Annotated in this window: 23 protein-coding genes and 1 other annotated feature; of the genes, 22 read left to right on the top strand and 1 reads right to left on the bottom strand. The window is 44.0% G+C overall.

All coding sequences use genetic code 11. The annotated features are described in order from the left end of the window. Positions 1-3: 3 nt before the first annotated feature. The 20 genes from murD (at position 4) to NV379_RS04450 (ending at position 20,449) form a co-directional block, all read left to right on the top strand. Positions 4-1,398: a UDP-N-acetylmuramoyl-L-alanine--D-glutamate ligase gene (murD, locus tag NV379_RS04545; RefSeq protein WP_258206067.1), complete on the top strand. Its 1,395-nt coding sequence runs from the start codon at positions 4-6 to the stop codon at positions 1,396-1,398. A gap of 109 nt (positions 1,399-1,507) precedes the next feature. Further along, the gene (gene spoVE / locus NV379_RS04540) at positions 1,508-2,605 is read left to right on the top strand and encodes a stage V sporulation protein E (protein WP_258206066.1); all 1,098 of its coding nucleotides are present in this window, start codon (positions 1,508-1,510) and stop codon (positions 2,603-2,605) included. A 5-nt stretch (positions 2,606-2,610) separates the two neighbouring features. After that, the gene (gene murG / locus NV379_RS04535) at positions 2,611-3,729 is read left to right on the top strand and encodes an undecaprenyldiphospho-muramoylpentapeptide beta-N-acetylglucosaminyltransferase (RefSeq protein ID WP_258206065.1); all 1,119 of its coding nucleotides are present in this window, start codon (positions 2,611-2,613) and stop codon (positions 3,727-3,729) included. Positions 3,730-3,885: 156 nt separating this feature from the next. Further along, positions 3,886-4,791, top strand: a complete 906-nt coding sequence (gene murB / locus NV379_RS04530) for a UDP-N-acetylmuramate dehydrogenase (protein ID WP_258206064.1) — start codon at positions 3,886-3,888, stop codon at positions 4,789-4,791. Between the two features lie 15 nt (positions 4,792-4,806). Beyond that, complete coding sequence (gene murA, locus NV379_RS04525) at positions 4,807-6,099, top strand: UDP-N-acetylglucosamine 1-carboxyvinyltransferase (protein WP_258206063.1); 1,293 nt, start codon at positions 4,807-4,809, stop codon at positions 6,097-6,099. 262 nt (positions 6,100-6,361) lie between these two features. Next, positions 6,362-7,201, top strand: a complete 840-nt coding sequence (locus tag NV379_RS04520; protein WP_258206062.1) for a cell division protein FtsQ/DivIB — start codon at positions 6,362-6,364, stop codon at positions 7,199-7,201. Positions 7,202-7,484: 283 nt separating this feature from the next. Continuing rightward, on the top strand, positions 7,485-8,729 hold the full coding sequence (gene ftsA, locus NV379_RS04515) for a cell division protein FtsA (protein WP_258206061.1): 1,245 nt from the start codon (positions 7,485-7,487) through the stop codon (positions 8,727-8,729). Positions 8,730-8,779: 50 nt separating this feature from the next. Next, positions 8,780-9,913: a cell division protein FtsZ gene (ftsZ, locus tag NV379_RS04510; RefSeq protein ID WP_258206060.1), complete on the top strand. Its 1,134-nt coding sequence runs from the start codon at positions 8,780-8,782 to the stop codon at positions 9,911-9,913. A 161-nt stretch (positions 9,914-10,074) separates the two neighbouring features. After that, positions 10,075-10,998 carry a sigma-E processing peptidase SpoIIGA gene (gene spoIIGA, locus NV379_RS04505; protein ID WP_258206059.1) on the top strand — a complete coding sequence of 308 codons (924 nt, stop codon included), beginning with the start codon at positions 10,075-10,077 and terminating at the stop codon, positions 10,996-10,998. A 32-nt stretch (positions 10,999-11,030) separates the two neighbouring features. After that, on the top strand, positions 11,031-11,753 hold the full coding sequence (gene sigE / locus NV379_RS04500; RefSeq protein WP_258206058.1) for an RNA polymerase sporulation sigma factor SigE: 723 nt from the start codon (positions 11,031-11,033) through the stop codon (positions 11,751-11,753). Between the two features lie 140 nt (positions 11,754-11,893). Then, positions 11,894-12,676, top strand: coding sequence for an RNA polymerase sporulation sigma factor SigG (gene sigG, locus NV379_RS04495; RefSeq protein ID WP_258206057.1), 783 nt, complete (start codon positions 11,894-11,896; stop codon positions 12,674-12,676). 60 nt (positions 12,677-12,736) lie between these two features. Then, entirely contained in the window at positions 12,737-13,033 is a 297-nt protein-coding gene (locus NV379_RS04490) for a YlmC/YmxH family sporulation protein (RefSeq protein WP_258206056.1), read from the top strand. A 112-nt stretch (positions 13,034-13,145) separates the two neighbouring features. After that, positions 13,146-14,009 (top strand): peptidoglycan editing factor PgeF, encoded by an 864-nt coding sequence (gene pgeF, locus NV379_RS04485; protein WP_258206055.1) that lies wholly within the window; start codon positions 13,146-13,148, stop codon positions 14,007-14,009. Positions 14,010-14,036: 27 nt separating this feature from the next. After that, positions 14,037-14,729: a YggS family pyridoxal phosphate-dependent enzyme gene (locus tag NV379_RS04480; RefSeq protein ID WP_258206216.1), complete on the top strand. Its 693-nt coding sequence runs from the start codon at positions 14,037-14,039 to the stop codon at positions 14,727-14,729. Between the two features lie 3 nt (positions 14,730-14,732). Continuing rightward, positions 14,733-15,194: a cell division protein SepF gene (locus NV379_RS04475; RefSeq protein ID WP_258206054.1), complete on the top strand. Its 462-nt coding sequence runs from the start codon at positions 14,733-14,735 to the stop codon at positions 15,192-15,194. 29 nt (positions 15,195-15,223) lie between these two features. Continuing rightward, complete coding sequence (locus NV379_RS04470) at positions 15,224-15,493, top strand: YggT family protein (protein WP_258206053.1); 270 nt, start codon at positions 15,224-15,226, stop codon at positions 15,491-15,493. A 13-nt stretch (positions 15,494-15,506) separates the two neighbouring features. After that, entirely contained in the window at positions 15,507-16,289 is a 783-nt protein-coding gene (locus NV379_RS04465; protein ID WP_258206052.1) for a YlmH family RNA-binding protein, read from the top strand. A 91-nt stretch (positions 16,290-16,380) separates the two neighbouring features. Then, positions 16,381-16,869 carry a DivIVA domain-containing protein gene (locus tag NV379_RS04460; RefSeq protein ID WP_258206051.1) on the top strand — a complete coding sequence of 163 codons (489 nt, stop codon included), beginning with the start codon at positions 16,381-16,383 and terminating at the stop codon, positions 16,867-16,869. 66 nt (positions 16,870-16,935) lie between these two features. Further along, positions 16,936-17,205: a binding site (T-box leader), on the top strand. Positions 17,206-17,262: 57 nt separating this feature from the next. After that, positions 17,263-20,040, top strand: coding sequence for an isoleucine--tRNA ligase (ileS, locus tag NV379_RS04455; protein WP_258206215.1), 2,778 nt, complete (start codon positions 17,263-17,265; stop codon positions 20,038-20,040). Between the two features lie 91 nt (positions 20,041-20,131). After that, entirely contained in the window at positions 20,132-20,449 is a 318-nt protein-coding gene (locus NV379_RS04450; RefSeq protein WP_258206050.1) for a DUF5665 domain-containing protein, read from the top strand. An 11-nt stretch (positions 20,450-20,460) separates the two neighbouring features. On the opposite strand, the gene NV379_RS04445 is transcribed toward NV379_RS04450, so the two are convergent. After that, on the bottom strand, positions 20,461-21,195 hold the full coding sequence (locus NV379_RS04445) for a TraR/DksA C4-type zinc finger protein (protein WP_258206049.1): 735 nt from the start codon (positions 21,193-21,195) through the stop codon (positions 20,461-20,463). Positions 21,196-21,325: 130 nt separating this feature from the next. On the opposite strand from NV379_RS04445, the gene lspA reads away from it, so the two are divergent. Continuing rightward, on the top strand, positions 21,326-21,829 hold the full coding sequence (gene lspA, locus NV379_RS04440) for a signal peptidase II (protein ID WP_258206048.1): 504 nt from the start codon (positions 21,326-21,328) through the stop codon (positions 21,827-21,829). After that, complete coding sequence (locus NV379_RS04435; RefSeq protein ID WP_258206047.1) at positions 21,822-22,793, top strand: RluA family pseudouridine synthase; 972 nt, start codon at positions 21,822-21,824, stop codon at positions 22,791-22,793. Before lspA ends, NV379_RS04435 begins: the two co-directional genes overlap by 8 nt. The last annotated feature ends 24 nt before the right edge of the window (positions 22,794-22,817 follow it).

Raw genomic sequence — 22,817 nt, 5'->3', positions numbered from 1 at the left:
TAGATGAAGCATCCGCATGATTATGCAGGAGAAAAAGTGGTTGTTCTAGGCTTGGCCAAAAGCGGTGTTGCTGCGGCTAAGCTTTTTCATCGCATGGGGGCAAGTATTGTTGTAAACGATCGTAAAGATCGGGATCAAAGCCCTGAGGCGGCAGAACTTGAAGATTTAGGCATTGCGGTCATTTGTGGTGGGCATCCAGATGATTTGATCGACGAGAATGTTAAATTACTTGTTAAAAATCCAGGTATCCCTTACATAGCTCCACCTATTGTGCAAGCTCAGCAATTAGGCATTGAAGTTGTGACAGAAGTGGAAGTGGCGTATCCGATATGTGCAGCGCCAATGATCGGGATTACAGGCTCTAATGGTAAGACAACAACGACGACTCTAGTCGGCCAAATATTAGAAGAAAGTAGACTTAAACCGATTGTTGCAGGTAATATCGGTCGTGCACTATGCGAAGTGGCAGAAGAAGCGAACTCCGACAATTGGATGGTCGTTGAACTGAGTTCGTTCCAATTGAAAGGGACTAGTACATTCAAGCCACGTATTGCATGTTTATTAAATGTGTATGAGACCCATCTGGACTACCATGGAGATATGGAAGATTACACAGCTTCAAAAGTAAAGCTGTTTGCGAATCAGACGGCAGAAGATACAGCTGTCATCAATTGGGATGATGCGGCATGTCAAGCAATCATTCCGACATTAAACGCGCATATACTGCCGTTTTCGATAGAAGTAGAGCTTTCTTACGGAATGTATGTTGATGCGGATACAGGTATGTTGATCTATAAGGACGAGGCTGGCGAAACACATGTTATTTTGCATCAAGATGAATTAGGTATTGCCGGTTCGTTTAATGTAGCAAATGCACTAGCAGCAGCAGCGATCACGATTCGTGCAGGTGCAGATTTTGCAAGTATTGCAAAGGTGCTGCGTGAGTTCCATGGGGTGGAACACCGTCTTGAGTTTGTGAAAGAAATTGAAGGTGTGAAATTCTACAACAACTCAAAGGCAACGAATGCGGTCGCAACGATTAAATCCGTAGAAGCATTCAAAGGCAATATCATACTTATTGCAGGTGGGCTTGATCGTGGTTCCGATTATATGGAGCTACTGCCTGTACTGGGTAAGCAAGTGAAAGGGCTAGTCACATTGGGACAAACTCGCAATAAAATCAATAAAGTTGCTGAGCTCGCAGGGCTAACAGCAGTCAAAACAGTCGATAATGAGGATGACGCGAGGGAAGCGATTCACCTTGCAGTACAGGAAGCTTGGACGCTTGCTGAAGAAGGCGACATCGTATTATTGTCACCTGCTTGCGCATCTTGGGATATGTTTCCGTCTTTTGAGCAAAGAGGAAGCATGTTTAAGGAGTCCGTGCATAACCTGTAGAAAGGCTCTTTTCAGCCAAGCTATCAAGTGGCAGCACATGCACCGGACAAGCTGACCGAAGCATCCATTAGCTGAGAAGAGCCTTAACCCTTATTGTACGAGGTGTTGTATGGGTAAAGCTCGCTCTGCTCCAGATTTATGGATCTTGATCACAACCTTGTTGATATTAACAATCGGCGTTATTATGGTGTACAGTGCATCAGCTGTACTCGCGTTTCACGAATTTGGAGATTGGTACTACTACTTGAAGCGTCAGCTTATCTTTGCTGTGCTTGGGGTGGTTGCGATGTTCGTGACGATGAACATGGATTATTGGATTTGGAAAAAATATGCCAAAATTATCTTGTTGATCTGTTTTGTCTTCCTTGTTATCGTGTTAATTCCAGGAGTTGGGGTAGTACGTGGGGGAGCAAGATCATGGATCGGGATAGGCTCATTCGGGATTCAACCTTCTGAATTTGCCAAGATGGGCATTATTATGTTCCTTGCCAAATGGTTGTCGGAAGAACAAGCGAAAATTACGGAGTTTACGAAGGGTTTATTACCGCCTCTTGGGCTTGTCGGACTCGCTTTTGGACTCATTATGCTGCAGCCCGATTTAGGGACAGGTACTGTACTCGTCGGAACTGCTGTACTGATGATCTTTATCGTGGGGGCACGACTTCGCCATTTATCCTACTTTGCTATGGCAGGTGTAGTCGGCTTTATTGGCCTCATCATTGCTGCTCCGTATCGAATGGATCGAATCATGGCATTTATGGACCCTTGGAAGTATCCAAAAGATGAAGGGTACCAGATTATTCAATCTCTGCTTGCCATTGGTCCGGGTGGACTTGTCGGTCTTGGGCTAGGTATGAGTCGGCAGAAGTACAGCTACTTGCCTGAACCGCAGACGGATTTCATATTTGCTATTATTTCAGAAGAGCTAGGTTTTATTGGAGGATCTTTCGTCTTATTATTATTTACAATTCTCGTCTGGAGAGGCATGCGTGTTGCGATTACTGCGCCAGATACATTCGGTTCGCTGCTTGCAGTTGGAATCGTTGGGATGATTGCTGTGCAGGTCATTATTAACATTGGTGTTGTGATTGGGATGTTCCCAGTTACGGGGATTACACTACCGCTTGTTTCTGCGGGTGGATCGTCCTTAACCTTGATGTTAACCGCTCTAGGCATTTTACTTAACATATCCCGTTATTCGAGGTGAATGCTGTGCGCGTCGTACTTAGTGGAGGAGGTACTGGTGGTCACGTCTATCCTGCGCTTGCGATTGCAGAACAAGTCGTTAAGGAAGACGCCCAGTCCGAATTTTTATATATTGGCACAAACTCGGGCTTGGAGCGCGACATTGTCGCGAACTCCAAGCTTACTATGCCTTTTGAGGCAGTTGAAATTTCTGGCTTCCGTCGGAAGCTGTTTTCTCTAGACAATGTAAAGACGATTGCTCGCTTCTTTCGTGGTGTGAGCGATGCGAAGAAAATGCTGCGTGAGTTTAAACCGGATGTCGTGATCGGCACAGGGGGCTACGTATGCGGACCCGTGCTCTATGCGGCAGCGAAGCTGGGCATCCCGAGTATGGTGCATGAGCAGAACGTCATCCCGGGGATGACGAATGCTTTCCTTAGTCGCTACGTCTCAACCGTAGCGGTGTCCTTCAAGGGAACCGAGTCGCGGTTCCCTAAAGCGCGGAATGCCGTATACACCGGCAATCCGCGTGCAACGTCGGTCGCTCTTGCCGACCGACGCCAAGGCCTACGCTCCCTCGGCCTCGCCGATGACGACCAACTGGTCGTCGTCGTAGGCGGCTCGCGGGGAGCGAAAGCGATCAACGAGGCGATGATTACCGTCGCCTCGCAGGCCACGAAACTGCCGCAGCTGCAGTTTCTGTTTATTACCGGGCAGCCGCATTATGAGGCTGCCGTAGCCGCTATCCGCGGCGCTGATGGCGCTGCGCCGCGTAATGTACATGTTGTGCCTTATATTCACAACATGCCGGAAGTGCTTGCCGCGACGAAGCTAATCGTGTCGCGCGCTGGGGCGTCCTTCCTCGCGGAGATTACATCGCTCGGCATTCCGGCGATTCTCATTCCATCGCCTTACGTGACGAATAATCATCAAGAGCACAACGCTCGCATGCTTGTGGATGGTGGTGCTGCTCAGATGATCTTGGAGAAAGATCTTAACGCAGATACGCTTCTAGCAAGCATTCAGCGCATTACTGGATCACCGTTTCGCATTGAAGAGATGGCGAATGCCTCTCGCAAAATGGGCCAATCCGATTCCGCAAAGCTAGTCGTAAGTGAGATGCATAAGCTTGTTCGCAAGCTTTAGCCTCTCGCCCATATGGGCATTTGTCACACTCTACTCGATATTACATAAACTACACTATAACCGTGACAGACATCGAAGCTTATGCTAGTCAAATCTTAGCGCAACACTTTAAGTTTTGGTGGCATATCGTTCTTATGTTCTGTGAAGGAGGTTCCCATGCACGCCTATATATCTGACTTGCAAGCAGCGAATGCTTGTGAGATTCGTTTCCAAGAAAAACTTGCACCTTACACAACATGGAAGATTGGTGGTCCAGCAGACGTCTTCTTAATACCGGAAAATAAAGAGAAGCTCGTCGAAACGCTGCGTATTCTCCACCAACATCAGGTTCCGTGGATGGTCATTGGCAAAGGCTCGAACATGTTAGTATCGGATAAAGGTGTTCGTGGTGTTGTCATTAAACTTGGAAAAATGCTAGATACGTTACACTTCGAAGACACACTCGTGTATGCCGGTGGGGCTTATTCTTTAATTAAGTTATCCGTCATGACAGGTAAAGAAGGCTTAACGGGTCTTGAATTTGCAGGTGGGATACCTGGTTCAGTGGGAGGCGCTGTCTACATGAACGCAGGAGCACATAGCTCCGATGTGTCACGCATACTTAAGCAGGCTGAAGTGCTCATGTCCACCGGTGAGGTGAAGATCTTGCAAGGAAGTGACCTCGAATTCGCTTACCGTCATTCCAGATTGCAGCGTGAACCTGGCATCGTCCTCGAAGCAGTGTTCCAGCTTGAACCTGGTGACCGCAAAGAAATTGCAGCTGCTCTAGCTGCTAATAAAGACCGTCGCTTACGGACACAGCCGTTATCTGCTGCTTGTGCAGGTTCGGTATTCCGTAATCCAGTAGGCACATTTGCTGCCAAGTTGATTGAAGAGGCAGGTCTGAAAGGTTTGCGAGTAGGTGGGGCTGAAGTTTCGTCCTTACATGCGAATTTCATCGTGAACACAGGGGATGCGACAGCCGAAGATGTGCTTACTTTGATCGCTCGAATTCAGGATATGATTTTGACACAAAAAGGAATCAAGCTTGTACCTGAAGTATTGATGGTCGGTGAGCAGTAAATCGGAGGTGAAACATTGGAGAAGTTGGTGATCGAAGGCGGGAGACCTCTATCGGGAACCATCCGAATCCATGGCGCAAAGAACGCTGCGCTGCCTATTCTAGCAGCTAGTATTATGGCGGAAGGAACACATGTTTTGCATAACGTTCCGGAGCTGCTAGATATAGGGGTCATGCTGCAAATTCTCCGTGATCTCGGTTGTCGAACCGAGCAGGAGGGCAGTGTCGTTACAGTTCATACATCTACTATTCATTCCTCGCACATTCCCGAACAACTCATGAGACAAATGAGATCTTCCATCTTTCTAATGGGACCACTGCTGACCAGATTCGGTTTAGTTCGTTTGTATCAACCCGGGGGCTGTGCCATCGGCGAACGTAAGATTGATTTACATTTAAAAGGCTTGGAAGCACTCGGTGTGCGCATTCATGAGAAAGGCGATACCATCGAATGTCAAACAGATGGTCTCAAAGGTGCGGAGATATTCCTTGACTTCCCAAGCGTAGGAGCAACAGAAAACATTATGATGGCGGCTGTGATGGCAGAAGGCATTACCGTCATTACGAATGCGGCAAGAGAACCGGAAATTCAAGATTTGCAAAATTTCCTGAATCAAATGGGAGCTGACATCATCGGAGCGGGAACCGACACGATTACCATTCGTGGGGTTAGCGTGCTGCAGCCCTGTTCATACCGGATTATCCCTGATCGTATCGTAACAGGCACTTGCATGGTTGCAGCTGCTGCAACAAGAGGAAGCATTACCTTGCAAGATGTTTGCCCTCAACACTTAACTTCGCTTATCCATGTGCTTCGGCGCGTTGGTGTGCAAATCCATTGCTCGGATGATATAATACAGGTAAGCGCATTGACTCGACCGAAGTCCATTGAAAGAGTCGTTACAGCGCCACATCCGGCGTTTCCTACAGATTTACAATCGCAAGTTATGGTACTACTATCCTTAGCGGATGGTCTTAGTGTAATGAAAGAAACGATATTCGAAGGTCGATTTAAACATGTTGATGAATTAACTCGAATGGGAGCTGACATCCGTGTGGACTTAAGTTCGGCATTCGTCCGAGGCGTCCCAAGGTTATATGGTGCCACGGTAGAAGCTACCGATTTACGAGCAGGTGCTGCACTGGTCATTGCCGGCTTAGCAGCGCAAGGAACGACAATCGTGGAGCAAATTCATCACATTGACCGGGGATACGATCGTATTGAGCGAATGTTTACTGAATTAGGCGCGAAGATGAGTCGCTACTCACCCCGTATTCATGATGAAGTCAATCAACAGGGTTCATACTAGATGATAAACATCCCCAAGTCCCTTTCTGGCAGCAGAAGGGGATGCAAGGATTTTTTCGTCGTTAAAACTAAATAATAGAGTAGCTTTTGCCGATAATAGCGTGATTAGACTGATAGAGTCAGGTGTTATTTGGTGAAAACTTCCTCGGAGGTGTCTTTTTTTGCGAGAAACAATGCGAATGCCTACGGTGCCGAACCTTTCACCCCCTAAGCCGCCTAGAAAAAAAGGGCGCAAGCTGCTTGTTTTTTTGGTTCTTTTTTTTATGGCTTTACTTTTGTTGCTATTTTTCCGTTCACCACTTAGTAAAGTTTCGAAGATTGAGATTACAGGTAATCAACTTGTCCTTAGTGAAGACATCATGAAAGCTTCTGAGGTGCAGGTAAGCGATCAATTCTTCGGTGTTTCATCAAGTGCTGTGGAAGAGAAATTAAAGCATATGAAAATGGTTTCTAGTGTGAATGTGAGTAAGCAATTCCCAGGTACGATTCAAATCCAGATTACGGAGTATCCGAAAGTCGCTTTCCAATTTGGTGAAGATGGAAGTACCCAATTTGTGTTGGCAGACGGTACAGCCGTTTCCACGCAAGGCTTGTTGTCTGTTGTGGACAAGCCTATCCTAACAGGTTGGAAAGCTGAAGATCCGAATAAAGCCTTGCTTTGCAAGACGTTAGCGACTTTGTCATCGAATGCGCTCTACGAAATTTCGGAGATTAAGCCATTTGAACAGACAGAAGCTTACCCAGATAAAATCAAGCTTTACACACGATCGGGTTATGAAGTCATCACAACAGTCGGCTATTTTCCGGATAAAATGGAGTATTTAAATGCTTACATTCAGAATTTGAAAGAAAATAACTTGAGTTCTAGGAGATTGACACTGCTCGAAGTCGATAGCCATGCTGATTTAGATGGTACTCCTAATAAAGAGGCTCAAGCACCAACTAAAGCGGATGATTCAGTCAAAGATCAGGGGAAAGAACAGGTGAAAGAGGATAAGAATGCGAAGCAGAATACGCCCTCTCAGACGCCTAATGCTACCCCGAAACCGAATCATACTTCAGTAAAACCAACACCAACTCCAACAAGCACACCTAACCGTTAATCAGGATGGATGGAGTGTGAATGTAATTTATGTCAGGGTCTTAACGTAGTCTTAAAAAAATAGCAAAAAAAAGGACTAGCACTACTCAATCTATGAAAAGAATGATAAAATGGTAATGATATAATACTTTTACTAGGAATTCATTCCAGAAAAAGTATTTGCTGTCCTTTAAAACTACGAAGAGAAACTGTGAAAAAAGAGGGAATACGATACTTTTGTTGAATTACAACAAGAATTACGATGTGAATTCTTTTAACACATTAAGTGCAGGAGGTGCCAAAGCTTGAGCGGCAATGACATCATTGTGAGTTTAGACATCGGTACATCCAAAGTTCGCGCTATTATTGGAGAGGTTATTAACGGCTCCATTAATATAATTGGAGTAGGATCAGCTGAGTCTGAGGGTATTCGAAAAGGGGCTATAGTTGACATTGATCAATCTGTACAAGCCATTCGCAATGCGATTGATCATGCCGAACGAATGGTTGGCATAACAATATCCGAAGTTTATGTTGGAATTACAGGCAATCATATCTCTTTACAATCATCTCATGGCGTAGTCGCTGTACAGAATGAGGATAGAGAGATCGGCGAAGATGACATCGAACGTGTTATCCAAGCAGCTAGAGTAATCGCATTGCCTCCTGAGCGTGAAATTATTGGCGTGGTGCCGAAGCAGTATTTAGTGGATGGTCAAGAAGGAATACAGGACCCCCGAGGAATGATTGGAGTCAGACTTGAAGTTGAAGCGACGATAGTAACCGGAGCGAAGACAAGCATACATAATTTAAAACGAGTAGTTGAAAAAGCAGATTTAAACGTCGGCGGACTCATACTTATGTCGCTTGCATCTGGGCAACTCGCTTTAACGAAAGACGAGAAGAATATAGGAACAGTGCTTGTAGAAGTAGGAGCAGGTTCCACAACACTTGCCGTCTTTGAATCTGGCAATCTAGTTGCGACCTCAACTCTACCCATTGGTGGGGAATACATTACGAGTGATATTGCATATGGTCTTCATACACAAATGGATATCGCTGATCGCATTAAACTCAAGTATGGGTGTGCAATTGTGGAAGATGCTGCAGCGGATCAGGTATTCAAAGTAACGCGTATGGGCAGCAATGTCGAAAAGGAATTTTCACAAATTGATTTAGCTAACATAATTGAGCCTCGCGCGCAAGAGATTTTCCAATTGATTCGCGCAGAAGCACATCGTTTAGGACATGGGGATGCATCAGGTGGGTTTGTACTCACAGGTGGAGCCGTATCCATGCCAGGTATGCTAACAATAGCTCAAGTTGAGCTTGCGACATCGGTTCGTATTGCAACACCTGAGTATATTGGTGTTCGTGATCCGAGTTTTACTAGTGGCGTTGGTATCATTCAATTCGTACATAAGAATATCCGCAATCGTCACACATCTCAAAACAAAAAGACTGTGGCAAAAACAGTCTCGAAAACCACCTCTGTTAAAAAAGAAGGCTGGTTTGAACGCATGAAAAACTTGGTTAAAGATTTCATTTGATAATCCGCAACCGATGGATAAGCGAATGTGAAATAAGGGGATGACTATTAATGTTTGATATTGAACTGGATTTGGACCAACTCGCGCAAATTAAAGTCATCGGCGTTGGCGGCGGCGGTAGTAATGCTGTAAACCGTATGATCGAGAATGGCGTTCAAGGTGTAGAATTTATCACTGTTAATACGGATGCTCAAGCGCTACACCTAGCAAAATCTGTTCATAGACTTCAGATTGGTGATAAGCTGACTCGTGGTTTGGGAGCAGGCGCTAATCCGGATGTAGGTAAAAAAGCTGCTGAAGAGTCACGCGAATTAATTATGAACACACTTCGTGGTGCGGACATGGTGTTCGTAACTGCGGGTATGGGTGGCGGAACAGGAACTGGTGCAGCTCCCGTTATTGCAGAAATTGCAAAAGAATGCGGTGCGCTAACAGTTGGTGTTGTTACAAGACCATTTACATTTGAAGGACGTAAACGTTCTCTACAAGCAGAGCAAGGTATTGCTGCACTCAAAGAGAAAGTAGATACGCTCATCGTAATTCCGAATGATCGTCTACTTGAAATCATTGATAAGAAAACACCTATGCTAGAAGCATTCCGTGAAGCGGATAATGTTCTTCGTCAAGGTGTTCAAGGGATTTCTGATCTTATTGCAACTCCAGGTCTCATTAACCTTGACTTTGCCGATGTGAAGACGATTATGACAGAGCGTGGCTCTGCGTTAATGGGTATCGGTATAGCGACAGGTGAGAACCGTGCTGCAGAAGCAGCGAAGAAAGCAATCATGTCTCCACTCTTGGAAACTTCGATTGAAGGTGCTCGCGGCGTATTGATGAATATCACAGGCGGCGTGAACTTGTCTTTGTATGAAGTTAACGAAGCGGCAGACATTGTGCATTCTGCTTCAGACCAGGATGTAAACATGATTTTCGGTGCTGTGATTAATGACAACTTGAAGGATGAGATTCTCGTAACGGTGATCGCGACTGGATTTGAGCATAAGCCAGCTCCAATACCTGGACAGAGAAGACCTGTAAATCCAGGTCCAGGTGTTCAAAGTCATGAGCCTCCTGTAACTCAAAGACCGAATATGCAATCTTTCCATGGTTCCAATAACCATCAAACAACAGATTTTGATATTCCTGCATTCTTACGTAAACAACCACGTAGAACAGAAGAATAGTCAATTCATAATAAGACGAAGAAGCTCTCGATTAAGTATCGAGGGCTTCTTTTTTTGTGATGTCATTTTGCGACAAAAATAGTGGACGCCTGCCCCCAATTTTAGACAGACTTTGATGGGGGTATTCATTATACTGTTCTTATCTCTCAGGAGGTGAGAGAGTGACGGTTTACTTGGATCTCATTTTTTTATTCAACTTTTTCATGGATGGAGCCATTCTTTATACCACAATAAAAATTCGTAAAGAGCCAGTCATATGGTGGAGGTTACTACTGTCGTCAGCGATTGGAGCCTCATATGTCGTGATGATGTTCTTTCCTGCACTCTCTTTTTCGATGACTTTTTTTGTGAAAATCATATTTTCTCTTCTTATGATTTGGGTTGCATTCCCATTTAAGAGTCTTGCAAATTATTTGCGGCATTATGGACTTTTCTATGTCGTTAATTTCGTCGCTGGCGGCGGGATTTTCGGTATTAAGTATGCACTGCAATCATCTGGAGAGATCATGAATGGCATTTGGTTTACTCATACCGGATTCATGTATACGCCTCAAATGACAGTTTTATTCATTGTGCTCGTGGCTATCTTGATGCTTGTATTGATCCGCAAAATGTTTGCAATTCAAAGGCGAAGAGAGCAGCTTACGACATACTTGGCAAAAGTGACGGTAGAGGTCGATGGTAACACGTGGAGTTGTACTGGACTAATTGATACGGGAAATCAGCTGTATGATCCACTTTCAAGGCTTCCAGTTATGGTGATGGAAGTGGGGCAGTGGGAGGCAATTCTGCCAGAGAAGTGGGTAACGCTTATCCGACAATCAAAGACTGAGCAGTTGCTTGCAACGATAGGTGATGAAGAGTGGAAGTGGCAGGATCGGCTTCGACTTGTACCCTATCGAGGGGTGAACCGATCGAGCCAATTCATGTTAGCTATTAAACCGGATCGCGTTATTATTTCACAAGAAAATGGACAAACAGAGTCTGCGAAAGTCCTGATTGGACTCGATAGCGGACACTTGTGCCGAGATGGTTCCTATCAAGCCATTATTCATCCTGCATTAGTTGCAGGAGGTGCTCTGTAAAACTAATATTCGTCTAATTGGGAGGAAGTTACATGCTCGTGAAATGGAAGCTATGGCTGCAAATTCAATATTATCGTCTTTTGTTGGTACTGAAAATTAAAGGCGAAGAAATTTATTACATCGGAGGCAGCGAAGCGCTACCACCACCCCTTACGAAAGAAGAAGAGGAGTACTTGCTAGATAAGTTATCTACTGGTGATGGTGCCATTCGAGCCATGTTAATTGAACGTAATTTACGACTTGTTGTGTACATTGCACGTAAGTTTGAGAATACAGGAATCAATATCGAAGATTTAATATCGATTGGTGCTATAGGTCTCATCAAGGCAGTGAACACGTTTGATCCGGAGAAGAAGATTAAGCTTGCCACCTATGCTTCCCGTTGTATTGAAAATGAGATTTTAATGTATCTGCGTCGAAATTCCAAGATTCGTACTGAAGTTTCATTTGACGAACCGCTAAATATTGATTGGGATGGGAATGAACTACTACTCAGCGACGTTCTCGGTACAGAGAATGATACGATTTATCGCAATATTGAAGAGCAAGTGGATCGAAAGCTACTACAGAAGGCGCTAGACAAGCTGACAGAGCGTGAGCGAATTATTATGGAATTGCGCTTTGGCCTCCAGGATGGGGAAGAGAAGACCCAGAAGGATGTTGCCGATTTACTCGGTATCTCACAATCCTACATATCCAGATTGGAAAAACGAATCATCAAGCGTCTTCGAAAAGAATTTAATAAGATGGTGTAAGCGACATCAATTCTGCGCAGTTACCATGTAAAGCGTTTACAGATGGTGGATCATGTTAAAATGACCACCATTTTTTGCGCATAAAATTCACTCTCAAGGACATAATTGACATTAATGTTTCTCCTTGGGAGGTATTCACGATGACCCGTAATAAAGTTGAGATCTGTGGCGTTGATACTGCCAAACTACCTGTACTAACCAACGTTGAGATGCGTGATTTATTTACCCGCTTGCAGACCCAGAATGAGCGTGGTGCAAGAGAGAAGTTAGTAAATGGCAACCTTCGATTAGTGTTGAGTGTCATTCAGCGATTTAACAATCGCGGAGAATATGTTGATGATCTATTTCAAGTTGGATGTATAGGCCTTATGAAAGCAATAGACAATTTCGATTTAGGGCAAAATGTGAAGTTTTCAACGTATGCCGTACCGATGATTATTGGTGAAATTCGCCGTTATTTACGTGATAACAATCCAATTCGTGTATCCCGATCTTTGCGTGATATAGCATACAAAGCACTTCAAGTACGTGATTCTCTTACGAATATGAATTCGCGTGAACCTACAATTTTTGAAATATCAGAAGCAATCAATGTTCCCAAAGAAGACGTCGTATTCGCACTGGATGCCATCCAAGATCCGGTTTCATTGTTTGAACCGATTTATCATGATGGTGGCGATCCAATCTATGTGATGGATCAAATTTCGGACGAGCGGAACAAAGATATGACATGGATCGAAGGAATTGCACTACGAGAAGCAATGCGACGCTTAGGTGATCGTGAGAAGTTGATTCTATCGATGCGCTTCTTTGACGGAAAGACGCAGATGGAAGTAGCAGATGAGATTGGTATTTCCCAAGCACAGGTTTCAAGGCTGGAGAAGTCTGCGATCTCACAAATGCAAAAGCATGTAAAATCGTAGTCAATGTTTGGCTACTGCCCACATATACTAGAAAAAAACAAGGATATGTGGTGAATTCCCGTGAAAATATCGGATTTTCAAACGAAGGATGTTATTAACATTGTCGACGGGAAAAAGCTTGGAGTAGTTAGTGATTTAGAGCTGGATCTCAAGCAAGGTCGTATTGATGCTATTATTGTCCCGACGCAAGGCAAGTTTTTTGGAATGTTCGGGAGCAGTACAGACGTTATTATCCCGTGGAAAAATATTGTGAAGATCGGGGCAGATGTTGTACTCGTAAAGCTTGACGAAAGTCGCTCTTTTCGAGCAGTTGAAGAAGGTGATACGGCTTATGAGTATAATAAGCAGTATCGTTAACGCACATGAAACACACGTGAGGGGCTAACTCGGATAGCCTGAACCGCGTGTGTTTTTATGTTTCGGGTGTGTTACACTATTAAGGAGCATGTTAAAGGAACGGGGGATCATCATGGAGAGCAGAGAACCGTTTACAAGAGTAGATCAAGAGAAGCACCCGACATTATTGGAGATATCCACATGGATGAAGCAAGGCAGCAGGTTAACAGCGGGATTTACGTCTCGTATTGGTGGTGTGAGTGAAAAGCCGTTTGATTCACTGAATTGTGGATTGCATGTATTGGATCGACCAGAGGATGTTGTGTGTAATCGGCAGCGGTTAGCGAGTGCCATATCGATTCCGTTGGATCGTTGTACATATGCCGAACAAGTACATGGCAATGATGTGGTTGTTGTAACGAGTGATAATCAAGGCAAAGGTCATGCGATTCGCGAAGAAGCCATCCAAGATACGGATGGTATGATTACGAACGAATCTGGAATTGCACTTTGCATGATGTATGCGGATTGTGTGCCGTTATTTTTCTGGGACCCGTCTAAGCGCGTTATCGGTGTGTCACATGCAGGCTGGAAAGGGAGTGTCCTTGATATTGCGGGAGCTACGGTAGCTAAGATGAATGCTGTTTACGGCTCTGAGCCGCAGCATATTCAAGCGGCAATTGGTCCTTCCATTGGAGGTTGCTGTTATGAAGTTGATGAGCGAATAGCAAATCAGGTGACACAACATTATGAATCTTTACAAATCCAAGGTATTTCTACAAATGATATTTTGCTACCTAGTGAACACATTGGTAAATATATGCTAAACTTGAAACTTTTCAATCAAGCGATGTTGCTAAAAGCAGGAATCGTGTCGAGTCATATCGAAGTATCAGGATTATGCACGAGCTGCCATACAGATTTATTTTTCTCTCATCGTAAAGAACACGGGCAAACGGGAAGAATGGTTGCTTGGATGGCGATGAAAGAGTCGTAAGGAATGAGAAGTGAGGTGAAGACAGCAATGACGATGCAGCAGCGTAAACAATATGTGGAAGCTTCGATTGCGAAAGCTTGTCAGCAAGTTGGGCGTGATCCCAAGTCTGTGGAAGTAATCGCCGTTACTAAATATGTTGGTATCCCAGAGACCGCAGAAGTGCTTGAGCACGGATTTAAACATATCGGTGAAAATCGCTGGCAAGATGCGAAAGCGAAGTGGGAACAATTAGGGAATCAAGGGCAGTGGCATTTTATCGGTCACTTGCAGACTAATAAAGTAAAGGATGTTATTGGCAAATTTGCTTATATTCATTCTTTAGATCGAATATCTTTAGCAACAGAATTGAACAAAGCTGCCGAGAAGCTTGGAATTGTACAGCGCTGTTTGATTCAAGTGAATGTATCTGGCGAGCAGTCTAAGTATGGCTTACCACCTGAACAATTGTATGATTTTGCTGAACAGATCAAGTCACTCCCACACCTTCAAATTGAGGGTTTGATGACGATGGCTCCGTTTGAAGGAGAAGCAGAGGATACAAGACCTGTCTTTGGAGGTTTGCGCGAATTACGCGATGAGCTCAATAAACGTCAAATCTTTCCTTATGAAGTTCGTCATCTATCAATGGGAATGTCTAATGACTATGAAGTGGCAGTTGAGGAAGGTGCAACCTTTGTAAGACTGGGCTCCATAATTGTGAAACCAGCGGAGGAGGAGTAGAAGATGGGAGTCATTAAGAAGTTCATGAACTACATCGGACTGCAAGAAGAAGAGCAAGATGTGGAGTATGACAAAACGAGAGAACGTGAGATGGACAAGTTCCAACAACCGAATCAGCAGCATGAAGAAGAGGAAATGGAATTTGTAGCTACTGAGCCGCGTCCACGTCCCAAAAATAATATCGTTCCAATCCATTCTCAGAAAAATTCGCGTGTGATGCTCTATGAACCTCGTTCCTTTGAAGATGCACAGGAATTGGCAGACCATCTTCGCAATCGCCGCGCGGTTGTTGTGAATTTACAGCGTATTCGTTCGGAAGTTGCACTGCGTATAGTTGATTTTTTGAGTGGTACTGTGTATGCTTTAAACGGTTCGATCTCTAAGCTAGGTCCGGGCATTTACTTATGTACGCCTGACTCCATGGAGATTCAAGGCTCTATTTCGGACATCATGTATGAGAACTAGACAATATAAGAAATAAGGCAGGTGAGTTCGTGTCTACTAACATTTTTAACATTATCGACAATCTATTTTTAGTGTATCGCTATATGATTATCGGTTACATCTTACTTAGTTGGTTCCCGAATGCTCGTGAGAGTTCTTTTGGTGCTTTTCTTGCTAGGATAGTTGAGCCATATTTGACGCCATTCCGTCGGTTTGTACCGCCACTAGGTCCGATTGACTTCTCGCCAATCGTAGCTTTGTTTGCACTCATTTTCTTGCAGCAAGGTGTTAAATACGTCATTCAGTTATTCTTCTTTTAGTTGGTGAATGATTATGAATAAAGACTTTTATGCACATTTTCACCCCGATGAGCGCCACTTTGTGGATCGTGCGATGGAATGGGTAGAACGTGCAGCACACAATCATGCGGTGACGAGGACCGATTTTCTGGATCCTCGTCAAGCTTTTATTGTGACTTCACTCGTGAATCGCGAACTGGATGCACACTGTATATTTGACGGAGGTAACTTAAGTGCAGAGCGGAAGCGTGCAATTATTGGTCCTACTTACCGTGATTTATCCGATGAAGATTTCGGACTGGAAGTGCTGCACATTCGATCGGATGATAGCAAATTTATTTCCCTTGAGCATGGCGACTTTATGGGAGCAGTCTTGAACGTTGGAATGAAACGAGATAAAGTTGGCGATATCCATGTACATGTGAATGAAGCGCATATCGTAATTGCTTCGGAAGCTATTGCATTCATGCATATGCAGTTGTCCCAAGTCCATCGGGTGCATGTCCAGACGGAGATTTTGTCGATAGACAAGCTAGAGGTAGCGAAGCAGAACTTTGAGGAAATGAGTTTCTCAGTCGCATCGATGCGCCTTGATGGCATTCTAAGTGATGCATGGCGACTATCTCGTGCTAAGATCGTACAACCGATACAAGCAGGTAAGTGTCGTGTTAATTGGAAGCCGGAACTAAGTCCAAGCAAAGAGCTCAGAGAAGGCGATGTTGTCTCGCTACAAGGGTTCGGACGCTTTAAAGTGCTTGAAGTAGAGGGTCTTACAAAAAAAGGTAGATTGCGTGTGAAAATAGGAAAATATGCCTGAAGAACTAGTCAATTCATGAAGGATTTTTCTTCTTTTTGTCGAAATTAGTGTTAATCGTTTTGTTTCTTTTTATTTATCAGGGGGTGCAGCAATGCCGATCATGCCATTAGATATTCACAACAAAGAGTTTTCAAGATCTTTTCGTGGATATGACGAAGATCAGGTTAATGAATTCTTGGATCAGATTATTAAGGATTATGAAGCATTAATTCGCGAAAATAAAGAAATTCAAAATAAGGTGCTAGCGATGGAAGAGCGCTTAGGCCATTTTGTAAACATAGAAGAAACGTTAAGCAAGACGATCATTGTCGCACAAGAAGCGGCAGACGAAGTGAAGAACAACGCGAAGAAAGAAGCGCAACTTATACTTAAAGAAGCAGAGAAGAATGCAGATCGTATTATTAATGAGTCGTTAGTTAAATCCCGTAAGGTTGCACTGGAAGTGGAAGAGCTGAAGAAGCAAGCATCTATCTACAGAACAAGATTCCGCACACTACTTGAAGCGCAGCTTGAATTGCTGAGTAATGAAGACTGGGCTTCCTTAGAAGCAGCTCCTGCGGAGCATCGTAACGAATTATAGTCAATATTGTAGGAAACATTGACTATAAAGGGTGAATTCGATATACTCCTGTTAACTGAACATGTTCTGAAATCGAGGACTGGGCCCGAGTATTCCGTTGTATGCAGTGTCAGCGAGTTAGGAGATGGTGTGAGCCTAACCACTAGCGCCGGATGAAAATCCCCCAGGAGTATCTCTTGAAATGGAAGTAGAGAGTATCGGGTAATTCCGTTATCAATTAACGAGTGAGAACGATCGGGCTATGTTATCGTCCGGACTTGTCAGCTTCTAAGCAGGCTTGTTTGATTGTCGTTCTGAACTAGGGTGGTACCGCGAGCATAACTTCTCGTCCCTTTTGGGGATGAGGAGTTTTTTTGTTTTTGTATTGAAGGATATATGAAGGAGTGGACAGGTATGGATTATGGCAAAACATTAAACTTACTTAAAACTGACTTTCCGATGAGAGGAAATCTGCCTCAAGCAGAACCTAACATGCAAGCATGGTGGGATGAGATTGACATTTTCTCCAAGGTGAAAGAGAGCCGTCAAGGCAAGCAGAAGTTTATTCTTCACGACGGTCCTCCATATGCGAATGGAGACATCCATATCGGACACGCGATGAATAAAGTTATTAAAGACATCATCGTTCGTTTCAAATCGTTACAAGGCTATGATGCGCCTTTCGTACCGGGTTGGGATACGCACGGTTTGCCAATTGAGCAAGCAATCACAAACTCCGGTAAAGTAGATCGCAAACAAATGGGAATCTCCGAGTTCCGTGAGTATTGCAAGGAATATGCGTTGCAATGGGTGGAGAAACAGAAAACACAATTCCGTCGTCTAGGTGTTCGCGGTGATTGGGACAATCCTTATATCACGTTGCAGCCAGAGTTCGAAGCGCAACAAATCCGTGTATTCGGTGAAATGGTGAATAAAGGATATATCTATAAAGGTCTTAAACCGGTTTACTGGTCTCCATCTTCTGAAAGTGCGCTTGCAGAAGCTGAGATCGAGTATCGTGAGAAAGTATCTACTTCCATCTATGTGGCGTTCGATGTGAAAGATGGCAAAGGCAAGCTTCCACAAGATGCTGCGATCATCATCTGGACAACAACGCCTTGGACATTGCCAGCAAACTTAGGTATTTCCGTTCACCCTGACTTTGAATATGTGGTCGTGAATGTAGAAGGCAAGAAGTATGTAGTTGCTGAAGGATTACTGCCAGCTGTGACCCAAGCAATTGGTTGGGGCGAAGTTGAAGTACTTTCCAAAGTTAAAGGCAGCGAACTTGAATTCGTAACTTGCCAACATCCATTCTATGACCGTGAATCTCTTGTAATGGTTGGCGAGCACGTAACGCTTGATGCGGGTACAGGCTGTGTTCATACAGCTCCAGGACACGGGGAAGAAGACTTTGCAATCGGTCAACGTTATAAGATTGGTGTGCTTTGCCCAGTTGACGATCAAGGTCATATGACAGTTGAAGCACCTGGTTATGAAGGGTTATTTTATGAAAAGGCAAGCAAAGTTGTTGTTGAGAACTTGGTGGAGAATGGTCACTTGTTAAACCAATCCACGATCAAGCACCAATATGCGCATGACTGGAGAACGAAGAAGCCAGTTATCTACCGCGCTACGGAGCAATGGTTCGCTTCAATCGATAAATTCCGTACAGAAATGTTGGATGAAATTAAGAAAGTGAAATGGACACCGCGCTGGGGTGAGACGCGTCTTCACAACATGATCGCAGACCGTGGAGATTGGTGTATTTCCCGTCAACGTGTATGGGGCGTGCCAATTCCAATCTTCTACTGCCGTAAATGTAGTGAGCCACTAGTGAATGAGCAAACAATCGAGCACGTGGCGAACCTATTCGCACAAGAAGGATCAAATGCTTGGTTTATTCGTTCGGAAAAAGAATTGATGCCAGAAGGTTCAACTTGTGGATCATGTGGTCATAATGATTTTGCAAAAGAAAAAGACATCATGGACGTATGGTTCGATTCCGGTTCCTCTCACCATGGTGTACTTGCAGCCCGTGAAGACTTGCAATGGCCAGCAGACTTGTACATGGAAGGTTCTGACCAATACCGTGGATGGTTTAACTCCTCGCTTATTACAGGCGTAGCGATGCATGGTCAATCTCCATATAAAGCGATTCTATCCCACGGTTTTACGCTAGATGGTGAAGGTCGCAAGATGTCCAAGTCACTTGGAAACACAGTTGATCCGATTAAAGTTGCAGATAAACTTGGTGCAGATATCCTTCGTCTATGGGTATCTTCCGTTGATTATCAATCCGATGTACGTATCTCTGATAACATACTGAACCAAACAAGTGAAGGCTACCGTAAGATTCGTAACACGCTTCGTTTCTTGCTTGGTAACCTAGGTAACTTTGATCCGAAGACAGATCGTGTAGATTTTGCAGAGATGAAGGAATTAGAGCGTTACACGCTTATTAGCTTGAATCGCATGATGGATAAAGTAATGAACGCTTATGAGAACTACGAGTTCCACGTGGTTTACCAAGAAATTCACCACTTCTGTGCAGTTGAGATGAGTTCCTTGTTCATGAACGTACGTAAAGATTGCTTGTATGTTGATGCAGCGGATAGTGCGGATCGTAAAGCAGCACAAACAGTGCTTTATGATGTTCTAGTAAGCATCACGAAGTTGATCTCTCCAATCTTACCTCATACTTCTGACGAAGTGTGGAAGTTCATTCCGGGTGTAGAAGAGATCAGTGTTCAACTAAGTGAAATGCCAGCTGTAGACACAACTATTTTTAATGCAGAATTGGAAAATAAATGGGATAAATTCTTAGAGCTTCGTGATGAAGTGTTAAAAGCACTAGAAGATGCACGTAAAGCAAAAGTGATCGGTGATCCACTTGGAGCTGCCGTTCATCTGTATCCAAATGCAGAAGCACATGCTCTATTTGCACAAATGCAAGAGTTAGAGCAGTTGTTCGTTGTATCCCACGTTCATATTCATGTAGCTGGGGAGCAAGCGCCTGAAGGTGCACTTCAATCCGAGAAACTGGCTGTTGCGGTTACAGTGGCTGACGGTGAGAAATGTGAGCGCTGCTGGATGGTGAAAGAGGAAGTAGGAACAATCGAGCAATATCCAACTTTATGCGTAAGATGTTCCGAAGTTGTCGATACTCATTATAAAGAAATGATGGAGTAACCATACAAAATAAACGAGCCTTCGCTTTATGCGGAGAGCTCGTTTCCATCGTTTTTATACGATAATGAGTCAATAACTGGAGGTCAGAAGAATGAATCAGAGTAATGATCCTACACAAGACGAACACAATCAAGAGAAAGATCATGATCCACTTCTAGCCCAAATCAATAATAAAGTCTCTGAACTCACAATATTCATGCAACGACTATATCGACCGGGTAGATTTATTTGGCTTAACTTCTTAGGTGGAATATCCAAAGGGTTTGGAATTGCGGTTGGGATTACAATTTTTACAGGAACGGTTCTTTATCTGTTAGAGAAGCTTGGCGCGTTGGAACTGCCGATTATTGGTGATTACATTACATCACTTGTGAACTATGTGCAGAATGGGCTCGAACTGCGTAAATAATTCTTTTCGCATTAGGAATACGATTCTGGGTTATCATCAAGTTCGAGCAGATCTTCACCTTCGCCATTTTGCATATAGTGTTGATATGTTTTGTTGCGGACTACAGACAACTGCTTACCATACATGTCGGTTGCAAGGAAGCTTTCGAATGGTTCAACATAGCCGTCTGATTCATCATTCTCGATTGTCATTTCATCGTAACCAGACACTTCTCGATTCTCAGACATGGCAGGAGAGTTGGAGTTGCCCCAGCTTGCAACAATTTGCCAAGCGTCTTCACCGTCGAAGCCTGTCCACTCGGAATCTTCATCTCGGCTTGTGCGTCCAAATGCTGGTGACAACACATCTTCCTCAACAGGGCGTCGATCCGATGAATGCTGACTAGGTGAATGAGTTTTGCAATAAAGGGTCGTAGGTACAGCTTGAAGTCGCTCGTAATCAATGGGAGCATTACAAGTGCGACAAATACCGTAATTACCGTTTAACATCGCGGTTAAGGCAACTTCAATTTCTTGGAGATGAGCTTCATAATGTTCTTGTAAACCAATATCTTTCTCGCGTTCGTATAACTCGGTTGCTGTATCACCAGGATGGTTGTCATAGGCTGACAATTCACCGCTGCCTTCGCGTAGTGATTGTGATAGACCGAATGTGCCGTCACTACCTGCGTGTGTTTTAAGAAATTGCTGTTCATTTTGCAGTTGTTTTTTTAATTCCAGTAACTCTGCATTAGTTAAGTGATACACGAAATGTACACAGCTCCCTTCTGAGTGGGTCTTCTTACTCAGTATTGTGAGCAGAGCGGGATATTTTGAATAGAGGTAAATCCTTGCTACAATAGTAGGGTATATGTTTGGATACAAAGGGGAAATGGACATGCGATACTATATTTACGCACTAATTGTCGTGATTGTGGATCAAATTACGAAATGGCTTATTCGTAGTCAAATGGATGTGGGACAGTCCATCTCCGTTATCGGTGAATTTTTCCAACTTACATCCCATCGAAATCGCGGTGCAGCATTCGGCATCTTGATGGGTCAGCGTTGGTTTTTCATCGTCATTACAACAGCAGTTGTCATTGGAATTGTTATTATGATACGTAAAACAATGAAAGAATCAGGACGCGGACTATTCTCATGGGCATTGTGTTTGATTCTGGGAGGCGCAATTGGCAACTTTATTGATCGTCTGGTGTCAGGTGAAGTGACGGACTTCTTCCATTTTAATTTTGTTTTTGATTTCTTTGGTAAGCATGTGGATTATGACTTTGCGATTTTTAATGTTGCGGATTGTGCGATTGTGATCGGTGTTGGATTAGCACTGCTAGATACATTAATCGTGTGGAGACAAGAAAGTAGAGGGAAAGCGAATGAGTAATACGGGCGAACGCCTAGAATTAAATGATGAAACGGTATGGAATGGACAGGAAGAACAAGAATGGATCGTTGACCAGACGCAATGTGGAGATCGCATCGATAAGTTTCTAACTGAATGCTTGGATGATGTGTCACGTACACAAGTGCAGAACTGGGTGAAGGATGGACATGCTCGTGTGAAACAGTCTGTTGTGAAGCCGAATTATAAGCTGAATGCAGGCGATGTTGTAACACTCGTCATTCCGGAGTCTGTCGAGACTGAAATCGGTCCTGAAGATATTCCAATTGAAGTCGTATTTGAAGATAGTGATGTCATTGTAGTCAATAAACCTCGTGGCATGGTTGTGCATCCAGCGGCAGGTCATCCGAATGGAACGCTTGTAAATGCACTGCTTCACCACTGTAAAGATTTATCTGGGATTAATGGCGTTATGCGCCCAGGTATTGTGCATCGTATTGATAAGGATACTTCTGGGCTTCTAATGGCCGCGAAGAATGATCTTTCTCATAATAGCTTAGCGGCACAACTTAAGGAACATAGTGTGAATCGCAAATATTTGGCAATTGTTCATGGGGATGTGGCACATGAGCAGGGCACGATTGATGCTCCGATTGGACGCGATCCTCATGATCGTAAGCTATTTACGGTAACAGAGAAGAATGCGAAGCATGCGGTTACACATTTCTCCGTCATTGAGCGTTTTGGGGACAGCACGCTTGTTGAACTGAAGTTGGAGACGGGCAGAACGCATCAAATTCGTGTGCATATGAAGTTTATCGGTCATCCACTCGTGGGAGATCCCGCTTATGGTGGTCGCAATAAGCATATTACAATGGCAGGTGGGCAAGCACTGCATGCTGCATTATTAGGATTTGTTCATCCGCGTACAGGGGCGTATCACGAGTTTGAAGCTCAGCTGCCAGAGGATATGGAACAACTGCTGCAAAACTTACGTAGTCGCTAGAGATGATGAAACATGGGGGAGAGA

The organism is Paenibacillus radicibacter (assembly GCF_024721995.1).
Classification (GTDB): domain Bacteria; phylum Bacillota; class Bacilli; order Paenibacillales; family NBRC-103111; genus Paenibacillus_AM; species Paenibacillus_AM radicibacter.
This window is presented reverse-complemented; position numbering and strand designations above follow the sequence as displayed.

Bases quoted from the DNA above. Each gene is read 5' to 3' on its own strand.
- murD (WP_258206067.1), top strand. From the start codon at position 4: ATGAAGCATCCGCATGATTATGCAGGAGAAAAAGTGGTTGTTCTAGGC.
- spoVE (WP_258206066.1), top strand. From the start codon at position 1,508: ATGGGTAAAGCTCGCTCTGCTCCAGATTTATGGATCTTGATCACAACC.
- murB (WP_258206064.1), top strand. From the start codon at position 3,886: ATGCACGCCTATATATCTGACTTGCAAGCAGCGAATGCTTGTGAGATT.
- NV379_RS04520 (WP_258206062.1), top strand. From the start codon at position 6,362: ATGGCTTTACTTTTGTTGCTATTTTTCCGTTCACCACTTAGTAAAGTT.
- ftsZ (WP_258206060.1), top strand. From the start codon at position 8,780: ATGTTTGATATTGAACTGGATTTGGACCAACTCGCGCAAATTAAAGTC.
- sigE (WP_258206058.1), top strand. From the start codon at position 11,031: ATGCTCGTGAAATGGAAGCTATGGCTGCAAATTCAATATTATCGTCTT.
- sigG (WP_258206057.1), top strand. From the start codon at position 11,894: ATGACCCGTAATAAAGTTGAGATCTGTGGCGTTGATACTGCCAAACTA.
- pgeF (WP_258206055.1), top strand. From the start codon at position 13,146: ATGGAGAGCAGAGAACCGTTTACAAGAGTAGATCAAGAGAAGCACCCG.
- NV379_RS04480 (WP_258206216.1), top strand. From the start codon at position 14,037: ATGACGATGCAGCAGCGTAAACAATATGTGGAAGCTTCGATTGCGAAA.
- NV379_RS04475 (WP_258206054.1), top strand. From the start codon at position 14,733: ATGGGAGTCATTAAGAAGTTCATGAACTACATCGGACTGCAAGAAGAA.
- NV379_RS04465 (WP_258206052.1), top strand. From the start codon at position 15,507: ATGAATAAAGACTTTTATGCACATTTTCACCCCGATGAGCGCCACTTT.
- NV379_RS04460 (WP_258206051.1), top strand. From the start codon at position 16,381: ATGCCGATCATGCCATTAGATATTCACAACAAAGAGTTTTCAAGATCT.
- ileS (WP_258206215.1), top strand. From the start codon at position 17,263: ATGGATTATGGCAAAACATTAAACTTACTTAAAACTGACTTTCCGATG.
- NV379_RS04450 (WP_258206050.1), top strand. From the start codon at position 20,132: ATGAATCAGAGTAATGATCCTACACAAGACGAACACAATCAAGAGAAA.
- lspA (WP_258206048.1), top strand. From the start codon at position 21,326: ATGCGATACTATATTTACGCACTAATTGTCGTGATTGTGGATCAAATT.
- NV379_RS04435 (WP_258206047.1), top strand. From the start codon at position 21,822: ATGAGTAATACGGGCGAACGCCTAGAATTAAATGATGAAACGGTATGG.